At 45.4% G+C, this 20,925-nt stretch carries 11 protein-coding genes; 7 read left to right on the top strand and 4 right to left on the bottom strand.

The window, feature by feature from the left end; translation table 11 throughout:
- Window positions 1-332 precede the first annotated feature (332 nt).
- Window positions 333-10,502 (top strand): retention module-containing protein, encoded by a 10,170-nt coding sequence (locus CDZ87_RS00135; RefSeq protein ID WP_100751619.1) that lies wholly within the window; start codon window positions 333-335, stop codon window positions 10,500-10,502.
- A gap of 115 nt (window positions 10,503-10,617) precedes the next feature.
- Here the strand turns inward: CDZ87_RS00135 and CDZ87_RS00130 are convergent, their stop codons facing one another.
- Both CDZ87_RS00130 and CDZ87_RS00125 read right to left on the bottom strand, forming a co-directional pair.
- Window positions 10,618-11,712 (bottom strand): mechanosensitive ion channel family protein, encoded by a 1,095-nt coding sequence (locus CDZ87_RS00130; RefSeq protein WP_100751618.1) that lies wholly within the window; start codon window positions 11,710-11,712, stop codon window positions 10,618-10,620.
- Window positions 11,713-11,794: 82 nt separating this feature from the next.
- Entirely contained in the window at window positions 11,795-12,235 is a 441-nt protein-coding gene (locus CDZ87_RS00125) for a DUF2850 domain-containing protein (RefSeq protein ID WP_100751617.1), read from the bottom strand.
- 414 nt (window positions 12,236-12,649) lie between these two features.
- Here CDZ87_RS00125 and CDZ87_RS00120 point away from each other — a divergent pair, with 414 nt between their 5' ends.
- The gene (locus CDZ87_RS00120) at window positions 12,650-12,937 is read left to right on the top strand and encodes a hypothetical protein (protein ID WP_100751616.1); all 288 of its coding nucleotides are present in this window, start codon (window positions 12,650-12,652) and stop codon (window positions 12,935-12,937) included.
- On the opposite strand, the gene CDZ87_RS00115 is transcribed toward CDZ87_RS00120, so the two are convergent.
- Both CDZ87_RS00115 and CDZ87_RS00110 read right to left on the bottom strand, forming a co-directional pair.
- A complete protein-coding gene (locus CDZ87_RS00115) occupies window positions 12,918-14,081 on the bottom strand; it encodes a GGDEF domain-containing protein (protein ID WP_100751615.1) in 1,164 nt (387 codons plus the stop codon). The genes CDZ87_RS00120 and CDZ87_RS00115 overlap by 20 nt on opposite strands.
- A gap of 342 nt (window positions 14,082-14,423) precedes the next feature.
- Window positions 14,424-15,503: a DUF3541 domain-containing protein gene (locus CDZ87_RS00110; protein WP_100751614.1), complete on the bottom strand. Its 1,080-nt coding sequence runs from the start codon at window positions 15,501-15,503 to the stop codon at window positions 14,424-14,426.
- A 284-nt stretch (window positions 15,504-15,787) separates the two neighbouring features.
- Here CDZ87_RS00110 and CDZ87_RS00105 point away from each other — a divergent pair, with 284 nt between their 5' ends.
- The 5 genes from CDZ87_RS00105 to CDZ87_RS00085 all read left to right on the top strand — a co-directional run bounded on the left by CDZ87_RS00105 (window position 15,788) and on the right by CDZ87_RS00085 (window position 20,863).
- Window positions 15,788-17,164 carry a diguanylate cyclase gene (locus CDZ87_RS00105; protein WP_100751613.1) on the top strand — a complete coding sequence of 459 codons (1,377 nt, stop codon included), beginning with the start codon at window positions 15,788-15,790 and terminating at the stop codon, window positions 17,162-17,164.
- 71 nt (window positions 17,165-17,235) lie between these two features.
- The gene (locus CDZ87_RS00100) at window positions 17,236-17,670 is read left to right on the top strand and encodes an Mpo1 family 2-hydroxy fatty acid dioxygenase (RefSeq protein WP_100751612.1); all 435 of its coding nucleotides are present in this window, start codon (window positions 17,236-17,238) and stop codon (window positions 17,668-17,670) included.
- Between the two features lie 245 nt (window positions 17,671-17,915).
- A complete protein-coding gene (locus CDZ87_RS00095; RefSeq protein WP_100751611.1) occupies window positions 17,916-18,932 on the top strand; it encodes a TRAP transporter substrate-binding protein in 1,017 nt (338 codons plus the stop codon).
- A gap of 64 nt (window positions 18,933-18,996) precedes the next feature.
- Window positions 18,997-19,554, top strand: coding sequence for a TRAP transporter small permease subunit (locus CDZ87_RS00090; protein ID WP_100751610.1), 558 nt, complete (start codon window positions 18,997-18,999; stop codon window positions 19,552-19,554).
- Entirely contained in the window at window positions 19,547-20,863 is a 1,317-nt protein-coding gene (locus tag CDZ87_RS00085; protein WP_038177535.1) for a TRAP transporter large permease, read from the top strand. The genes CDZ87_RS00090 and CDZ87_RS00085 overlap by 8 nt, the downstream gene beginning before the upstream one ends.
- Window positions 20,864-20,925: the final 62 nt, after the last annotated feature.

The following is a 20,925-nucleotide window of genomic DNA, read 5'->3' as shown; positions in this document are numbered from 1 at the left end:
AATCTGATGCATTTCACACTCTGCCAACCAAAGGATGAGAGAGCGAAGAAAGGCGACTTGTAAGGCATAGCCACAGCAAAAATCAGGTTAATAAATTCTCACTTTTGAGAATTTCACACATATATTTTCTTTATATTTCGGGGTGGATCAGTTGCCAAGCCCTTAGCTGCTTAGTTGATTAGTATATTAGCCTATTCTTAATGCTATTATTATCGTTATTAGGGGCTGCTTTTGTGAACAACGTTTGCTACTTTTGGCCGATAAAATAAGAGTGAAACAGAATATTTCTATCCCTTATCGTCGTGAATAGGGGAGCTTGCCGGGGAACACTTATGGACGTAGATGTAGTGCGCCAAACCACTGTAGTCAAAGAAGTTATTGGTGACGTTGTCGTTGTTACTCCTGAAGGGGGGTCACACCAGGCGGTCGTTGGGGAACGACTGAATGCGGGTAATATTGTCATCGTTGCTGCTCAATCGAACTTGTTGCTTGATGCCGTAGGAGCAGAAATAACGTTTGATGCCAATGCCGTTGCTGTCGAAGGTGATTATGGATCTTGGGTAAGCTCACCTGTTGCAGGAGAAGTCAGCATTGATGTTTCGCAGTTGGGAAACAATGCTATCGGTCCCGACGAGTTAGCCGCCATTCAAGAAGCAATTTTAGCAGGGGCTGACCCGACCCAAATACTCGAGGCAACAGCTGCAGGCGCGGGTGGATCGAGCTCAGCAAACGCAGGCTTTGTGACCATTGATTACAATGGCGCGGAAAGTCTAGCCAGTACCTTCTTTGAAACGTCGGGCTTTGAGGTTAGTGTTGATCAAGACAATGATGATCAAACCAGGCCGCTTGTGTTCGCCTCGGGTGGTGAAAATATTAGCGATTCACTCATTGAAGGTTCATTGTCTGCTGGAAGTTACCCTCAATCGGTGACTACCACTGTAACTATTTTCGCCGGCGATCTTCCACTCGACTCTAATTCATTCATTCCTGAACCAGTTTCTCTTGCGGTTTTGATCAGTGAGCTCAACACGGATATTACCTCGAACGGTCAAGCGGTTTCGTTTAGTTACAATGGCGTTGATAACGCCATTGTTGGTGCATTAAACGGCGAAGAAGTTGTGCGAATTGACATCGAGGCCTCCAATCTAGGCAAAGATGTTAGTTTAGCGCTGACCACGACAATTTCTCAGCCGATTGATCATACATCGTCGGTCGGTGGCGGTTTGGTCTCTTTTAGTGGTGATCAGATCAATGTCTCGTTTGACATCATTGGCAGTGATCGCGGTGGTAACGCGATTCAAACGCCAATCGATGTTCAGGTAAGCATTGGTGATGGGGCCGATCCAGTTTTTTCTAACATCGATTCAGCCAATGTCTATGAGGCTGGCTTAGCAGATGGCTCTCAGGATGGAGCGACCGACACTGAATTTGTCGGTACGCTAACGGGCGCGTTAGGCAGTGATACCGTCACAGAGCTGCGTATTGATGTTGAGGCTTTCAATCGTTCACAGCAAACCTCAGCAGTTACTGCGCAAGGTCAAACGATCGTTTTAGAGCCTGTTGCAGGTGAACCCGGCGTCTATCTTGGTTACATCACCTTAGCTGGCGTTAGAGTTGATGTGCTGAAAGTCTCTATTGGTAACGTCACGACCACAGACACAGAGTTTCGCTCTGGCTATAAATTCGAGTTACTTGAGGAAATCGACCATGGCTCGCAAGGTATGGATTCTATTGTCATATCATTGCCCGTGTTTGCGATTGATGCAGATAACGACCAATCTACACGTTCCGATCTTGTCGTCAACGTTGGCGACGATATTCAGGTGGTCGTCGATGGCAGCTTAAGCGTGACTGAGCCGACCATAGGGGAAGCCACTCAAAGCAATCAGATTGACGTGATCACCCAAGCGGGCGCGGATCATGGCGTGGTGACCTCATTTAGCTTTGATGGCAAAAACTACCCGTTGGTTGAGGGTCAAAGTGACTACGTGGTGAGCGACGGTAAAGTGGTGATCAGCGCGGACGGCAAGCTGTCGTTTATCCCTGATAGCAATCTTGATCATTCAGCGAATGACACCATCAGCCATACCCTAGTTGTAACCGTGACGGATAAAGACGGCGATACGCTGCGCAGTCAGGTCGAGTTGACCATCACCGATGGACAAGATCCCATCATTACCGCGATTACTCAAGGTCAGGTTTATGAAGCGGGCTTAAATGACGGCTCGAAAGTGGGCGCAACGAATACCACGGCCAGTGGTACGATTAGTGTTGCTACCGGCAGTGATGTGGTGAGCGCGCTTAACATTGATGTGGCTGAGTTTAACGGTCGCGATGCGGCAGACGGTGTGTTCTCGGCCGGTCAGCGTGTGGTCCTCGAAGAGACGGCCTCAGGGACCTATCGCGGTTACATTACGCTGCAAGGCGCGCAGATTGATGTGCTCAGCGTGACTTTAGACCAAGCGAACTTAGGTCAATACCAAGTGACGCTGCTCGAAGAAGTCGACCATGCGCAGCAAGGTATGGACTCGTTAGCGATCAGCATTCCCGTGTTTGCGGTTGATAAAGATAACGATGCGTCTATTAATCATAATCTCGTGATCAACATCGGCGATGATGCTGCTCAAGTTACAGGCTTCGACCCAAGTAGCCGTTTTACGGTACAAGAGGACGATACGCAAGCGGGCTCTTCGCCAGCGGCTGCGACAGCATCGGGTCGCTTAACCACGATTGAAGGTGCAGATTCCGTTGTGCGATACCAATTGGTGAATTTACATAACAGTGAAGATGGCCTTAAATCAGGCGGTCATGAGGTTACGATTTCACTAATATCCGGTAGCGCAGGGGAAACTAGCTATCAAGGCGTAGCTAACGGCGAAGTCATATTCACACTTACGCTCGGAGATAATGGCAGCTATACCTATACTCAGATTAAAGCCTTGGATCATGCCGAGGGTTCAGACTCGTTGACGATTCCTTTTGCGGTCGCCGCTGTTGACCGTGACGGTGATGTTTCGCCATCTCATCTGCTGCCAATCGAGGTTATTGATGATAAGCCTAGTCTTGCGGGCACAACGGGTGAACGACGAGTTGATGAAGATGATCTAACGTCTATTGGCTCAGACCAAAGTCAAGCTACCCAAATCTCGGGCCATTTTGTTGTGACTGAAGGGGCTGATGGTGTTGCTGATTATCAGTTGGTGAACGCAAGTCAAACCTTAAACGGACTAGTCTCTGGCGGTGAAAATCTAGAGTGGGCTCCTGCGACCAATAATGGCACCGTATTTACCTATACCGCGCAGACAGTCTCGGGCGAGCCTGTGTTTATGATTAAGTTTGATACATCGGATAATCGCTATACTTTCGAGCTTCTTAAACCGCTTCAACACCCCGATGGCCAAGGGGAAAACTCGCTTGATATTAACTTCTCGATTAAAGCCATCGATTTTGACGGTGACGAGAGTGAAATCATCACCCTAGCGATTAACGTGGTCGACGATGTACCTACTTTAAGTGGACAGTCGATAACGCGCGTCGAGGGAGAGGGACTGAGTGGATCTCTGGTCAATATGTTTGGCGATGACACCGATAAAGGTGCCGACCACGCAGCGCTAACCAGAATTGAAGGTACGACAGACAGTGACGGTGCCGAGATTGTTTTTAGAGATGGCCATAGTTACGTTAATTCAATTGATTTGACGGCAGGGACTCAAGATATTGCCGTGTATCAGCAAACGACGAACAGCAATGGTCAGGTTGCAGATCGCCACTTAGGTTGGTTAAGAGTCGACAGTGACGGCGAGATAATGTTTGCCGCCAATCCGTCGCTGCAGCATCAAGGGAATGAAATTAATTTTACCGTCAATGTTACGGCAACCGATGGCGATTTAGATACCTCGGTGGCACCACTGGCGATCACCATTACCGACCAAGACGCCAGTCCGGTTGCGATGAAAGTCACCACATTTGAAGATGCCGGTCGTGATAGCAGCATCAAATACGCCGACGGTGACGAACCTACGCGAGACAATGCACACGATAATCAAGCGGGTATGCCAGATGCGCCAGCACAAGTCTCGCTACAAGTTAACCTACATGATCAAGACAACGGCGAATCGATTGGCGCGCTAACGATTAAAGCGGGCAATCACCATGGCAGTTTCTTCTATCTTGAAAATGGCGAGTTACATAAATTAACGGTCGATCCTGCAACGGGCGATATCGTCTTGGATAAGTCGCACCTGCAACAGAGTTTTAGTCAAAGTGGTAGCGATACTATAGCGACGATTAACAATCTCTATTTTGTGCCAGACCGTAACTATTCGACAGAGCATGCTGGTATCGTCATTAACTACCAAATGCAAATCGATAACAATGGAATCGCCGACCATACCCTTGACTCGAATTTCCATATAGCAGTAGAAAGTGTCGCCGATATTGCGACTTGGAATGATGCTAAGAGTACCTACTATTACCAAGTCGATGAAGACGGCAGCAACGTTCAAGTTGAACTCGCTGCGGCAACCCAAGATACGAGTCGCCCGGAAACGATTAGCTATGAACTACAAGTAACGCAAGGTGAAGGTCATTTTGAGCTACTCGACGCTCAAGGAAAAGTCATTACCCCCACAGACGGTGTTTATACGCTCTCGGCGCAAGAGGTTAACTCGATTCAAGTAAACCCAAGTGATAACTACTCAGGGCAGATTCGCTTCGAAGCAACCGCAGTCAGCACTGAAACTCGTAATCCTTACGTCGATGGGACGACAGACAAAACCACTGCGCGCTCTGAAGTTAAAGAGTTAATTATCGATGTGCCGCCACAAGCCGATGCTGGCAGCTTCAGTGTTAATCGTATTCAGATTAATGAAGATAATATCGCTGATCCAGATTACACCGGGCAAGATGCCAACCACCAACCTTTCACTCTCAGCGAAGTGATTGGCATGAAGCCGTCGTCAGATAGTGACGGCTCAGAAACGTTGTATGTGCGCATTTCGGATATAACTGAGGCAGCAACGCTGGTTTGGACGGGGAGTGGTGTCAGTCAAATTACGTCTGTGACAGTCAATGGCGTAACCTATCAAGAGATCCCTTACGATCAATTGGCGAATGTCGAAGTGGTTCCTGATTTGCATAGCAATAAGGACTTTACCTTTGCTGTGACAGGGGTGATCAAAGATAGCGCAACTCTGTCTGACAATAGTATACATGTTGATGAAAACGTGTTGGGCACGAAAACGGTTAACGTCGAAGTGATCGGTGTGGCGGATATCCCTGAGCATCATATCGGTGGCTCAAACTGGAGCGATTTTGTTGATGACAATATCTCTGGTGTTGAAACCACCATCGATGAGAATAGCTTTGCGACAATAGATTTCTCGGTAATTTCTGGCGAGCATGCACAGCGGCCTATAGATGGTTCAGAAACCATTACGGTACTGCTATCTAACATTCCTGCGGGTGTGGTCATTGAAGATGGCAGTGGTGACACGGTTAATCTGAATTTTACCGGTTACGATGCCAACGGCCAGCCTATCTATGAAGCTAATATCACCAATCTCAATATCTCATCGGGGATTGTGATCCGTCCTATTGCCTCTTCGACGGAAAATATCCATATCAAAGAGACCGTTGTTGTCACTGAAAATGATGGCCATACACTGACTTTTGATAGAGAGATCCGAGTGAAGGTTGAGCCCGTCATTGATACACCACTGCATTATACCAATCAGTCCGTGGGTGACGAAGATTCAGTAATTAATATCGCTTGGCATCCCAAAGTGGGCAGTGATTACACCGACTCGGATGAACACTTTGCCTCGATCCAGATCAGCGGTATTCCCGATGGTGCAACGGTATATGTTGGTGGCAGTCTGGTCAGTGTTAACGGTGGTGTCATTGAGATTTCACCCAATACAGGTCAGTCATTGGCAGCATTTACACAAGCCGCGTTACAAGATGGCTTCATCCAAATTGTGCCGCCAAAAGACTCAAGTACCGACTTCAATTTAACAACCACGGTGCAAATTGAAGAGCTCGACCACGAATACACCAGCGATAACATCCAAGGTGAAGGTGGGCGTGTTAGCGCCACCATTAGCGGTGATATTCACGTCGAAGTGCGTCCTGTGGTTGAGCCAACAGATGCGCGTAATAAACTGATCGTAGCAAATGAAGCGGGATCTGAGGTCGGTGATGCGGCGCATAAAGTCGTTGCCAATTCCGATGGCACGATTGTTTTCACCACAAATGAAGCCAAAGCGGCGTTATCGGGTGAGTATGTGATTAGGTATCAAGAGACTGATGCTCTTGACTCTCAGTATGAATCTGAGGAATTAGTCACACAGCTGGTGGTCCAGTTCGACGATACGCGTCAAGAAATCATGGATCAGCTTTTCATCGAGGGCGCTGTGTATGAAGGTAATGGTCGCTGGGTGATTACCAACGAAGATGCCTTTAGTATCAAAGCGCCGAATGGATTAGATTTTACCCCTGCCGATGCAGGTAATCCGAAAGTATTCAGTGATATTGGTTTAACTATTTTCGCGCAAGTCGTTGATAAGGGTGATGATGGCACTAAGCAGAGTGTCGTGGAGCAGCGCGAGACAAAAGTGGTGTTATCGTTCCCTGAGCATGCGGACGGTAATGACTATCAAGCGGGTGTTGTCGACCTTATCGACAACAGCGTCATCACAGGTGTGGAAGATACAACTATCGACCTTGGTCAGCAGCTAAAGCCTATTATTACCGTCACATCCCATGACAATCATGAGGATACCGTGACGATTGTGATTGATAGTCAGGTGACGGTGGGTGGCGAGACTTTCGCAATTGGCATTGAGGGCTCTAATTCTCATGTTGATTTTACCAATGGCAAGTACGTCTTCCAGGCGACACTGACTGACGGCGGACTCATTACAGGGCTTGATGATCTCACGCTTATTCCGCCAACAGACTATTCGGGGGACTTTCGGTTACCTCTGACTGTTATTACTACCGACAAAACGTCAGGTGATGAAAGCGCTATCAATGAGTCAGTGATCATCAACGTTGACCCGATCGCAGATGTAGCCTCTGGTGTCAATTCACAACCTGAGATCACGTTGGAGGTCAAAGGGTCACTCGACGATTCGCTCAACCCGATTGATCAAGATGGTGCGGTAGGTGCTGATCCGATTGGTTATGAAGATAGTTACATTCAACTCGATCTGAGTTACGTTTTGGCCGATAAAGTCACGGGTGACGAAGGTGGCCGCGAGGTGCTTTCATCGATCACTTTAACACTAGCCGAACCCATCAACGGTGAGTTTTTCGACCAATCCGGTAAGAGCTTGGGGCCTAGCCTTGAGTTTAACAAAGAGATGATTGATAACCACGCACTCGATAACATCTTGTTTAAACCCAAAGCCAACTACCCCACGGAAAATGACGATAACAAAATCACCATTAACGTGACGGGTACGGTCACCGATACCGCAACATTCAATGAAACGGTCAGCGAAACGACCTCTACAGACTCAGATAACTTTTCAACCAGTGTTAGCTTTGAAGTCACGCCTGTGATTGATGAGGTTGTTGTCACGGGACCTGGCTCTGATCCAAGTCAGGTAATCGAAATTACGGGCGATGAAGACCAAGCGATTTCCCTTGGTAACTTTGGCGCTGTGTCGATCGCCTTGACCGATACTGATGGTTCCGAGTCGTTTGTATCGATTAAGTTTACTGAGGTGCCTGATGGATTCTTGCTAACCGCCGATCCCGCTAGCGGTTACACAGTCAAAAACAATGGTGGCGGTGAGTGGAGTGTTAAGCTTCCTTCGGGAACAAGCGATTCATTGGACTTAAGTGCTATCTCTGTTCAACCGCCGAAGCACTTCAGTGGTACCGCTGAGTTTGGCGTAACGGTCTTTAGCCAAGAGTCATTATTAGGTGTACCGACGGCGGCGAAAGATTTGCCTAAGTTTTCTCTGACGGTGAATCCGGTTGGCGACGTAGTTGATACGGATGCAACTGATTCAGTCTCTGGATCTGAAGGCACTAACATTGATATTGCAATCAACGCCTCAGTGATTGATAAGGCGATGTCTGCCTCGGGTAGTGGAACTTATAGTGAAAATGCGCCAGAAACGCTGCGGGTAGAAGTGAGTAATGTGGCGCAAGACGCGCAGATTTTCTATCCAGATGGGACAACGCTGGCAAATTATGATCCCGTTACGAAGGTTTGGACGTTAGATATTCCGGCTCAGCAGCTCGATAAAATTGTATTTAACTCAGGTGAACACAACAGTGATACTGCCAGTGTGATGGGTATCAACCTCCCTATTCATATTGCGGTTCAAGCGGTGGATAAGGATACCAGTGGCAATGAATATCTGGGGCCTAAGTCAGAGTTTGATGTTGATTTGATGATTGACCCAGTCAACGATCAACCGACCTTCGTGAACGTTATTAGCCTTGAAACGACAGAAGATGTGGTCGGGGGATTAGCGATTGACCAATTTTCGATTGCCGATGTCGATGCAACTTATGATGATCCTAACGCCATCTACACTCTAACGCTGAATGTCGATAAAGGCGTGTTGGAATTTGTCAGTGACCCGAGCGTTGACTTCTCGCTCGCTACAGATGGTCGCTTAATCATCACAGGTAAACTTGAGGATATCAATGCAGTGATTGCCGCTGGTAAAGTGAAGTTTAACCCTGATACGGACAGTAATGATCTTAATTCAGGTGGCGCGGTGACAGTCACCGCAAGCGTTGATGATGGTGGGAGTTATGGCGCGATCATCGCCGGAGATGCCAGTACGTCATCCACAAATCAAACTAACTTCTTGATTCATGTGAAAGAAGTTAACGATGCTCCAGAGCCGAAAGACTTAGATTTGGGCACTATGCTTGAGGAAGGAAGTCGCATTATTACTGCTCAAGAGTTGCTTGATGCCACCAGTGACAAAGAAGGTGACAGGATCAGTGTTGAGAGTTTGATGTTAGCCGAGGGGCAAGGAAAGTTAACCCTCAATCCTGATGGTGTCTCTTGGACTTTTGTTCCGGCACAAGATTACAACGGTGAGGTTAAGTTTACCTATGTAGTCAAAGATGATGGCATGACAAATGGTCAGTCTGACCATCAATCTGCTAGCGCAGAGATCACTTTGCTTGTTGAAGGGGTGAACGATCAGCCAGTGCTTGATATCGATGATATTATGGTCGGCATTAATGAAGCGCCAGCGCAGCTGATTAGCGGTATTAACGTAAGTGATGTTGATTATGTCGATGGACATGCGAACGACTTGATGACCGTCACCTTGAGTGTTGATTACGGTCATCTATCCATTTCGATACCTTCGGCTTCGAGTGTGATGGTGACTGGCGCGAACAGTAGCTCAATGACGTTAACAGGGACACTCTCAGACTTAAATACTCTACTCGATAACCCCACGCAGCCAAATGGCGTTTATCTCGACGCGAGCCGTGCACCGAGTAATAGCATTGATTTGCACGTTACCGCAAAAGATAGTGGTAACCCATCAGGGATTGCCTTAGAAGCTGATGCTAAGCTCTATACCATCGCGTTGACGCCAGTGGCTAATGCACCAACGTTGATGCTAGATTACAAGTGGAGTCATATGCAAAATATGACAGTAAGCCAGAATGCCAGTGCGAGCGGAATCGCCGTTCTTGGGTTGATGGCAGCACTGACTGATACGACCGAAGCGTTAACACTTGAAGTGTCAGGTGTTCCGGCAGGGGCGAGCTTAGACAGTCGAGATGGCAGCGTAAGTTTTGACAATGGAGTGTGGTATTTATCGCCCGATGCTATCGATACGCTCAGCGTGAAAGATGCGGCAGTTGGCGAGCATACCTTGACGTTCAAAGCGATCTCATCAGAGTTAGACGATAGCGGCGCAGTGCTTGATAGAACAGAATCGAGCAATCACATCGCTATTCATCTCAGTGTGGTTAATGATGCCACAGTGATCGATAAGTCTGCTTCAATCGAGGGTGTGCACCTTGATGGTAGTGGTGTTAATGGCACTTTAACCGGAGGAAGCGCAAGCGACTACTTGGTTGGTGGTGCAGGCCATGATCAGCTCATCGGGGGCGATGGTGACGACACGCTGGAAGGCGGTTTAGGGTCTGATATTTTAGTTGGTGGCACGGGTATGGATACTTTTGTTTGGCATCAAATTGATAATGGTTCGACGGATACCATCAAAGATTTCAGTGTCAGTGAGGGGGACAAAATCGACTTACGTGACGTGTTACCTGAGCTCAAATCAGTATCCGTCAATATGGATAAGCTACTTGAGCACCTTGATGTCAAAGTGGATGAAGATAATGTTGAGTTGCTTGTTCATCCTGATGGTTCAGGAATGCAAGAGCAGTCTATCGTGGTAGAAAATTTAGCCCATCAGCTTGATAGTGGCTTTAGCGGGATGTCGCAACATGACATGCTCTCTGCATTGCTCGATCATGTGATGATACACGACAACAACTAACGGTTTCTGTCCTCGAGTAACCAGTAACGCCCCTAATGCTAAGTTAGGGGCGTTTTGTCTTGCCTATGATTTAACGCAGCAGATAGGCGCCCTGCTACGTAAGGTCGAGGCACAATTACAGTGGTTTAACTGGTAGCTCACCGGCGTGTTGCGGATCTAACCGGATGGTTTGAGTTGGGAAGGCGATCTCAGCATCATGTTGTTTGATAATGTCATAAATTTTTAGCAACACATCCTGTTTTACCTTGTGGTAGCGAATCCAATTGACGGTCTTGGTAAAGGTGTACACCATTAAAGTCAGCGAGGAAGGGCCAAAGCCATTGAAGTTGACGATTAAGGTCTGTTTCGCATCAATATCAGGGTGATTGGTCAGCATCGTCTTGATATCTGAAACAATGACGTCAACTTTGCCACCATCTTTATAACGAATGCCGATATTTTCGTTAATACGTCGGTTTTGCATACGTGATGGGTTTTCAACCACAATATTACTGAATATTGAGTTGGGGACATAAAGCGGTCTTTTATCGAAAGTACGAATAATGGTCATACGCCAACCGATGCGCTCCACTGTCCCCTCTATTTGGCGATCAGGAGAGCGGATCCAATCGCCAACTTTAAACGGGCGATCAAAGTAGATCATCATCCCACCAAAGAAATTAGACAGTAAGTCTTTGGCCGCTAAACCGACCACCAGACCACCTACACCGCCGAAAGTAAGCAGGCCAGAAAGGCTCAAACCGAAGGTTTGCATTACCGTTAAAGTGGTAATCACTATGAAGAATAAACGCGCTATTTTACTTACTGCTTGTACGGTGGTTTCGTCGCGCTTTCTTTGCTCTAAAATGTACTCTTCAATATTGTTGATTAGGCGAATGGCTATCCAGAGGAAAATGCCAATCAGTAAAATTTCTTTTAAGGTACCCAACCAGTTGAGTTTGGAAATGGTGTAATCTTGCAGCAAAAACCCAATTGAAATGGTAGCAGGCCAGCACCAAATTAGGGTGCTAACGGGGGTTTTAATTGCAGCAAGCACAAGATCATCCCATTGGAAGCTGGTTTTTCCAACTAACATTTGCAACTGATTGTAGGCCAGTCGCCAGGCTATCCATGCTAGAAAACTTGCGAGAGTGATCAGTAATACATTGGTATCCCAGCTTTGGATTAGTGAAGCGAGGAGTGACGGAAGGTTTTCAACGAACGCAGTCATTATTATTATCTAGACCCAAACAAAGATAGTTTGGGTCAGTATACGGCTTAGCGTGATATCAAACTAGTGGCTTGACCGTCATTTAGTTATCACTAAAGTGATTAGAGAGCGCAGAACGGCGGTTTTTAGCTGAGCCCTCACCGCTCATATCAATCGTCTCTTCAAACCCTTGCTTAATAAAGCGCTGAGTTGGACTATTAGGTTGTATGCGGCGTAGTTGTGGAGAGCTAAAGGTACCAGCAATTTGATATATCGCGGCTCCTTGGCCTGTTTTAATTAAGATCTGTTCACCATCAAATTCAAATTGCGTTGCAACGAGTCTATCGTTCCTAAATACGCCTTGTTTGTTTAAGGTTAGGACTTCTGTTTTATAAGGGGGAGCGCCGATCTCAATCCAGCTTCCATAGACGTGCTTCGGATCAACATAGTCTTGGTAACTAAAGTAAATCAAGCCACCAAAACCCAGAGTGAGAATGGTAAAGACTACCACAGCGAGTGTTTTGAACATCGAGCCTTTGGTCATAATAGTGTGTGCTCATCCCTTCGAAAATGAAACATCAAGAAAAGGAAATATTAAATAGCAGACTGTTAGCTTGGAAGAGATCGCTTTTTAACGCAATTTTGATGAAAAAAACTTTGAACCTGACCCCAGATTAAAAATTTGCTCATTTAGTTAATTATAAAGTCTAGCTTATTAATTTGCTTACTGCGCGATACTTCCTTCTGATCTTCAAGTGACACAATCGACCACCTACCTGTCACTCCAAGTGGTTTGGGTATATGTGATTTTGTATTGTAATTGTTATCTGTGTTAATGGATAAGTTTGCTCATTATAGATTTCGGTTTTTACGAACTATGGTTCAGTTTTAATCAAAGCTATGTACAACAGAGTTGACTATACTTTACTTAAGTCAGTCTATCCGAGAGGAGGTGGTAATGGCTATCGTTCCCAAACACAATGACTCCAATAATCGGTATGACCCGAATCAGGATTTGACAGCCGATCAATTGCATCGCTTTGGTAAGGCGGCACAAAAAGCGCAGAAGCGTCGTGAAGAGCATGATGAAAAAGCGACGATCGCTTCTACGGCTAGAGCGGCGAGACGCGCAGCGTTGAGGCCAGTTATCCAACCCAAAAAAGACAAGCCTAATACAGTTCGCTATGCGGTTTGGATGATTGTCTTTATGGCCATTTCTCTTTGGATCATGTACATGACCCGCTAGTCTTTTTTATGGAAGTGACACTAGCCAATGGTTTTGGGCGTTTAAATCCGAGGTGATCATTTCGATAAAATCGATATTGGTTTTTACCAGAGTGTTTTGCGACATACATGGCTTTATCTGCGCAGCGTGTTAGCTCGGCAAGGGTTTCGGCGTCTTCAGGGTAGAGCGCTACGCCCGTACTTATCGTCAGTTGATTGATCCTCTCTGTAACTTGATACTCACTAGTAAATAAGCCACTGATACGTTGTAATATGTTTTCCAGATCTTCGATGTTTTTCACATCGTACAATAGCAGCACAAATTCATCTCCAGCGAAACGAGCAATAGAGTAGTCATGCTCATCGGTTGAGCGATCTTTATTCCTGATGTTGTTTTTGAGTCGGCTGGCAAAGTGCTTTAATACTCGATCACCAACATCATGGCCATAGTTATCGTTGATCAATTTGAAGTTATCAATATCTAAGAACACGAGCGCAGTGAGTGATTGACTGTTTTGACGCTCTTCAAGCTTATCTATTGCCCACCTCTCAAAGCTCCAACGATTGGCGAGCCCAGTCAGTTGGTCGATATAGGCGAGATCTTCGATCCCTTCTTTATACAGTATTTGTACGAAGGCTAACATTCTAGCGTAGTAGAAGGCGTAGATGTTGCACAAGATAGACAGGGCAGACAGGCTGAGTAGAAAGCGTATTTCAGGCGTATCCATAGCTAGCGTCGCCCACTTAGCTGATATCAGGAAATAAGAGGTGGAGACACAAAACAGTGAGCTAAAGGCCAACCCTACTTTAAATGGATTCACGAAAATGAGTACGCAAGCAATAGGGTAGAGCCACAACAGACGCTGTGTAATATTGTCACCATTAATGAGAAACAGCATGGCGTGAAATATCAGGATCGTGCTGAGAATGATATTTGAATAAATAGGTTGTTTGGCGCTTAGCAGATAAATGATGTTTAGCACTAAGATGACTGAAGAGAACAGATTAAGTTGAGCGAGAAAGTAATCTTGTTGGAGAAAGCGAACCACACTGTAAAGCGTGAGGTAAAAAACACCGATCATAGAGCAAAGCATGACAATATTACGCTTACGCGTTGCCTTTATGTCAGCCATTTCTTTGATTTTCTGCCCTGCAAGTCGTGGCATACTGATAGTTTCCTCGATACTAAACTCCTAAAGCAAAGTCTAGATGAAAAAAGAAAGCCTGAATCAAAAAAAAAGAAATAGAGGCACTGTATTTATACATCTAATTATGCGTCTTAATGCTTATTTATTTTTATAATGGCAGATAAAATCTTTATTGATAATTGGTTAACATTCTGTATTTTAAAAAGAAAAGTACTAGCATTGGTTTGTTGTCTGCGGTGATAAGCTTGTAATTTCGGGCGATAAGCTATGAATAAGAAGACGCTTATAAATAAATGTTCTAATTGTTTAGCATTCGTTAAATTATTGTGGCTTAGCTCTTTACGCTGAATAAGAGATCACTCAATGTGATTTGATAGGAATAAGGCCATAAGGCAAATCAGAAAATACACTAGGATCGCTTTCTATAGTAGGGGCGTGATTGACTGACTTCCAATCAAGTAACATGATCGCCAATACGTTGCGATGTTCGCCATATTTAAGATCAAAATCACCAGAAACTGAAGGAATCATGCCTTTATCTTTATCAATAGCGCGTTGAATTACCTGACGGGTTTGTTCAACCACAGGGTCTTGATCTAAACCTGCGAGTAGAAAGCTAATCCCTACTTCAGCAATCACATCTTCTTTTGCTCGCAGTAGTATAGTGTCGATATTGTTGCGTAAATAATCATAAATCCACTGGTATTGTTTTTCATCAACGGGATGCTGATAGTACGCAGAGTCGGCGAAGATAATGTGGGTTAAACCGTAGATCTTATTGCCGTACTGCTGGGCACTTAAGCTTTTATCTTTATCATCGGGGTACGCGTATCTAAACGCTTCAATAAAAGGCTCTACAACATCTTGCTCATCCAGTTGGCGCAGCCAAAAGACTTGGTTTGCCAGTTGCGCGGCCCAAGCTTTAATCATCTCTTGATCTGTCGCGTATCGAGCAAAGTCATATCGACGAATCACTTCACGTAATTTTTTATCTTGTTGATGCTTTAGGCCGTACTCGTTAGCACGAGCCATCGAACCTAGTAGGTCTACACCCAGATAAAGGTATTCAGGCGTGTGCTTGGTGGCGGCGTATCGACGCTGACTTCGCTCATCATTGTCGTTTGCGTAACTTGCTAGGCGTCTATTTGTATAGAGAAGTATTTGTTCTGGTGTATTCACCTCTGCAGCGAAGCGGTTGAGTCGACTGGCAACCCGCGCCATGTCGGTCCAAACTGCCGCTGAGTATTTAGGGTCAAGGGTTTGGCGATACATGCGTAAACCATAATGGCCTTCTTTAAACGCTGGCAATGTATACAGTTGGCGCTCGTAGGTATTACGAATCAGATCCGCAGAAGCTGCGAAGTTGTCAGTTTGAGTCGCGGCAGACACAGAGCAGCTAACAACAATACCCAACAATAACCGAACAAGCATTCGACGCATAGTAATGACCTTCGACTATAATTAACAATAAATGCATTATTGTAACTGTTATTTGTACTCTGAATGTGAGCAAGGTGTCAGCGATGGGTGAATATTGTTTGATTACATCTATTCAACAAGTTACTCTTTTATATTAACAAATTTGTCGATTAGACGGTGAATTTATTATTGAATTAATGTATTTTCATACAATAACTATAAATCTTAATACTTATTTTGGCGTGGTTAGGTGAAGTGGTTTCATCAACAAAGATTGCACGTGTTGTACGATATGTGGGGGAAGAATGGCCTATCGTCTTGGCAAGCATTACTTGATTAAGAGCTTGTTTTTGATTTCATTCGTTTTTTCTATAGGCTTGGTTGAATCTCTTGACCGAAGCCAAAAGTCCTTTCTACGTGACAGTTTATTGGCAAAAGCGAAAGAAGAGCTTTCTATCGTGCGTTCGCAATTAGAAACAGCAATCGTATCTGATGTTTATGTTGCCAATAGTCTTTCTGCTTTAGTGGCGTCAGATACTGATTTCGAATTTTCTGGATGGGCGCTGATTGCTTCAACGGTTTTACGCAAAAGCCGTCATGTTGAGCTAATTGGATTAGCACCTAATGACGTCATTGAGCATATTTATCCACTCCAAGGTAATGAAAAGGCCCTCGGGCTTGATTATCGAACCATCCCCGAGCAATGGCGTAGCATCAAAAAAGCCCAGCAGATCCAAGAGATCTTTATTGCAGGGCCGGTTGACCTTGTTCAAGGCGGGCGAGCTTTGATTGCTCGATTGCCAATTTTTGCCGATCCTCCTTACAATACAAGGTATTGGGGGGTGTGCAGCCTGGCGATATCACTACAGTCGCTGTTTACTGATACCGGTATCGCCTCGTTTGAGTTCCGTCATAACCTAGCGATACGTGGTACAGATAGTAAAGGGATGGATGGTGAGCTTTTTTACGGCTTACAATCGACGTTTGATAATGCGTTTGCGATTGAATCTGTCCATTTTCCTTATGGCAGTTGGGTTGTTGCCGCATCAGCAAAGCAAGATTTACTATCGAATAGTGCTTGGTATCGTGTGCATGTGGTACGTTTAATTGGTTACCCAATGATTGTTTTGTTAATCGCAGCATTTGCAATGACTTATCGATTGTTCTTAACCGCTAGTAAACGTTCATTGCAAGATGAACTGACTCGTCTGCCCAACCGACGTTACTTTATGTTCACCCTCAGTGAGCATTTTGATGCGATAAAAAAAGGCTCTGGCGCCGAGTCTTTTGCGATATTAAATATAGACTTGGATGAGTTTAAAACTATCAACGATACCTATGGTCATTCGGCTGGTGACAAAGTGCTGATTGCAACCGCAGAGCGATTAAGAAGCGTATTGCGTACCTCTGATGTTGTTGCCCGCTTGGGAGGTGATGAGTTCTTAATATTATTGCCGAGAATCGAAAAGGTCGAAGATATTGATATTATTAACCTCGCCCTACAAAAAGCGATTTGCCAAACGCCTGTGATTTATGAACATCATCTAATCAATCTTAAGGTCAGTGTGGGTTATGCGGTCTATCAAGATGATTTTACTGATATTGATGAAATGCTGAAGTTAGCAGATAAGCGTATGTATCAAGAAAAGTACTATCATAAACACAAAATTACCCCAGATTAATGCCCTGTCGCAGCAGGTTCGGAAAACTCATGCTATAGAAATGATAGATAACATTTTTTAGGTGATAGCGTATGAAAGACCTGACTCAATGGTTGGCTGAATATGGCGAAAGTCATCAAAATCCACTTAATCAAACCATCCATAAGGTCGCGGTGCCTGGGATTTTTTTATCGGTGGTGGGCCTTATCTGGTCAATTCCAGCGCTTCAACTCTATGGTTTTACCCTAAACTGGGTGTGGGTTACTGCAATACCTGTGATGGTATTTTATTATCGTTTATCGCTGAGCGTGTTCTTAATGATGCTTGGTTTTACGCTTGCTTGTATCTCGCTAATTTGGTCGCTAGAACAGCTTCAGGTATCAGTATTGTTAGTTTGTTTGCTTCTGTTTTCTGTGTTGTGGTTGCTTCAATTTATTGGCCATAAAATCGAAGGTAGGAAACCATCATTTTTTGCTGATGTGCAATTTTTGCTTATTGGTCCTGTCTGGGTATTTCGTAAACGTTAGTCTTAAGTTCAGCGCTACCTGACTCATAGTCTTTTGGTGTGGGCTGATTCACACTTCCTCTTTTTATTGTTAAATGTTGTCATAACACATTAAATAAATGTGATTCATGTCTCTGCAAACGCTTGCTTGTTACCGGTAACATTGCTCCTGAAGTTACCGGTAACATAAGAATTATACCCGGTAGCCTATCTAAGAGTCACTCTGACTTGATTGGATAACTGAAACAAAACAAGGATACCCCTACTATGAAAGCAATGACCAAAACTCTGCTTGCTGCCTCTATCACTGGTCTCTTTTCCGTCTCTGCCTTAGCAGCTGACTTCAATCTAAAAATTCAATCTTCTGATCCGTCGGGAGATTTGAACTATAAAGTTCAACAAAATTGGGCAGAGCGCGTCGAGACAATGTCTAACGGACGTATCGAGATTGACTTGCTGCCTGTCGGTTCGGTAGTCAAGCATACTGAAACGTTAGGTGCCATCAAAATGGGTATCCTTGATGGTCAAGTGACAGCCACGGGTTACTTTTCGGGGAAAGATCCAGCGTTTGGCTTGATTGGCAATATGGTTGGTGCTTGGTCTGATACTACCCAACTACTGCAATATATGAACTATGGCGGTGGTAATGAGCTCATGACCGAACTTTATGCGCCTTACGGTGTGAAGTTTGTTGGCGCGTCGACTACGGGTGTTGAGTCCTTTATCTCGAAAAAACCAATTGATGGTGTCGATGATCTGAAAGGTCTTAAACTGCGCGCCCCTGAAGGGTTGGTGCAGCAAGTTTTTGCAGCGGCGGGCGCAACCCCAGTAAACCTGCCTGGTTCAGAAGTTTTTACTGGCTTAAGTAAAGGTGTCATCGATGCTGCAGATTACACGGTGTTTTCAACCAACCAAAAAGCAGGCATGAATGACATCGCAACTCACCCAGTACAGCCAGGCTTTCACTCTTTGCCCTTGATTGATATCTCTATATCACAGAAGAAGTGGGACAAAATGCCAGCTGATCTGCAGACTATTTTGCAAACCTCGGTACGTGATTTCTCTTACGACATGACTACGCAGCTAAAAATGGCGGACATGGCCGCAGTAAAAGAAGCGCAAGCTAATCCAGAGATCACGATTCACAATTGGTCGGACGTAGAGCGTAAGAAATTCCGTGAAATCGCGAAAACACAATGGAAGGTATTTGCTGAGCGTTCTTCAAATGCACAAAAAGTGTATGACTCTGTCACTCGCTTCCTAGAAACCAACGGCCTACTGTAATTTCTTACGCCCTTGTCTCGCTTCTCGTAGGAGGGTTATGCCCTCCTAATTTTTGGGATTTTTTATGAATGATAACACGCCTCACTCCACCCGAGAGCCCGAAGAACAGCCAAGAAATGTTCTTGATCGTGCGATTATTAAAATCAGTAACCTACTCAGCTGGTTCTTTATTTTTACGGTGCTGATTTCATTTTATGAAGTGGTGATGCGCTACGCATTTGATGCTCCTACCACTTGGGTTCACGAGACCGCCTCGTTTATTGGTGGTTCGCTATTCATTGTTGGTGGTATTTACGCGTTTGCAGCCAATAGGCATGTCCGAGTGGTGTTGATATACGACGCTGTCTCCCATCAGACGCGCAAATACCTCAATATGGTTCATCATATTGTCGGTTTGGCTTTTGCTGGCATGTTGGCCTATGCCTCTTATTCTCTTGCTAAAGAAGCTTGGTTTACGCCATGGGGCGAACTCAGGCTCGAAACCTCGGGTTCTGTGCTCAACGCACCATACCCAGCTTTGCTCAAAGGACTGATTTTTGTCGTCCTATGTATTCTCGTTGTCCAATATGTATTGCACCTAATCCAAGAGATTGCTGGGCTAAGGGATAATGACGATGTTTGATTTATCTTCAATCGGCCTAGCATGGGGCAGTATCCTAATGCTGGTAATGATGATCGCTTTGTTGCTAACAGGGATGCAGCTCGCTTTTGTGACCGGTTTTGTTGCGATCTTTTTTACCCTGTTTTGGTTTGGCCCTGATGCCGTGCCCCTGATTGCTAGTCGTACTTACAGTTTTGCCTCTGGTTATGTCTTTTTAGCGGTGCCGATGTTTGTCTTGATGGCCGCGCTGCTCGATCGCTCAGGCATTGCCAAAGATCTGTTTGATGCAATGAAATCCGTCGGGCGTAAAGTCCGTGGTGGTGTAGCCGTACAGACTCTTTTGGTGGCGGTATTGTTGGCATCAATGTCAGGGGTTATTGGGGGAGAAACCGTACTGCTTGGTATTTTAGCCTTGCCGCAAATGCTGAGATTGGGTTACGACCGAAAGTTGGCGATTGGTACCACGTGTGCAGGCGGCGCACTGGGAACGATGTTACCGCCAAGTATTGTACTTATTATCTATGGCATGACCGCGAGCGTTTCGATTGGTGATTTGTTCAAAGCCTCGTTTCTTCCGGCGTTTATTCTCGCAGGCTTCTACATCGCTTATGTGCTTATTCGTTGTAAGTTAAACCCTGCGTTGGCACCGATTCCAAGTGACAGTGACGAAGAAGACGAACCTCAAGTCAGTTACTTCAAGGCGTTGTTCTTCCCGTTGCTCTCAGTCGCCGTGGTACTAGGCAGTATTTATACTGGTATCGCCTCTGTCACCGAAGCCTCTGCATTGGGCGTCGTTGGTATCATGATTTCTGCGATTATCCGCGGAGAAATGAGTCTCAACATGCTTAAAGAGAGTGCTATCGCAACGATGCGAACGTGCGGAATGATCATGTGGATTGGTATTGGTGCGAGTGCACTGGTGGGCATTTATAACTTGATGGGCGGCATCGATTTTGTCGAGGAAGTTATTTTAAGTCTAAGTGGTGGCAGTGCGATGGGTACTTTGCTGATCATGATGGTGATTTTGCTTGTGCTCGGCATGTTCCTTGACTGGGTCGGCGTGGCACTTCTTACGATGCCAATCTTTGTCCCTATTATTACTGGCCTTGGATTTGACCCGGTTTGGTTTGGTGTTGTTTTCTGCCTTAACATGCAGGTCTCTTTTCTCTCGCCACCCTTTGGCCCAGCCGCTTTCTATCTTAAATCAGTGGCTCCAAAAGATATCAGCTTGGGAGAAATCTTTACGTCGCTCTTACCATTCATCGCTTTGCAGGTGTTGGTCTTGAGCCTAGTGATTATCTTCCCAGATCTAGCGATGTGGTGGAAGTAAGAGCTTCCAAACAAAATGAAACGTTATTTAGTTGGAATTCACAGCCTTCGCATCAGCCACAA

Source organism: Vibrio salilacus (genome assembly GCF_002811245.1).
Classification (GTDB): Bacteria; Pseudomonadota; Gammaproteobacteria; order Enterobacterales; family Vibrionaceae; genus Vibrio; species Vibrio salilacus.
The sequence above is the reverse complement of the archived record's forward strand: the minus strand, read 5'-3'. Positions and strand labels throughout refer to the sequence as shown.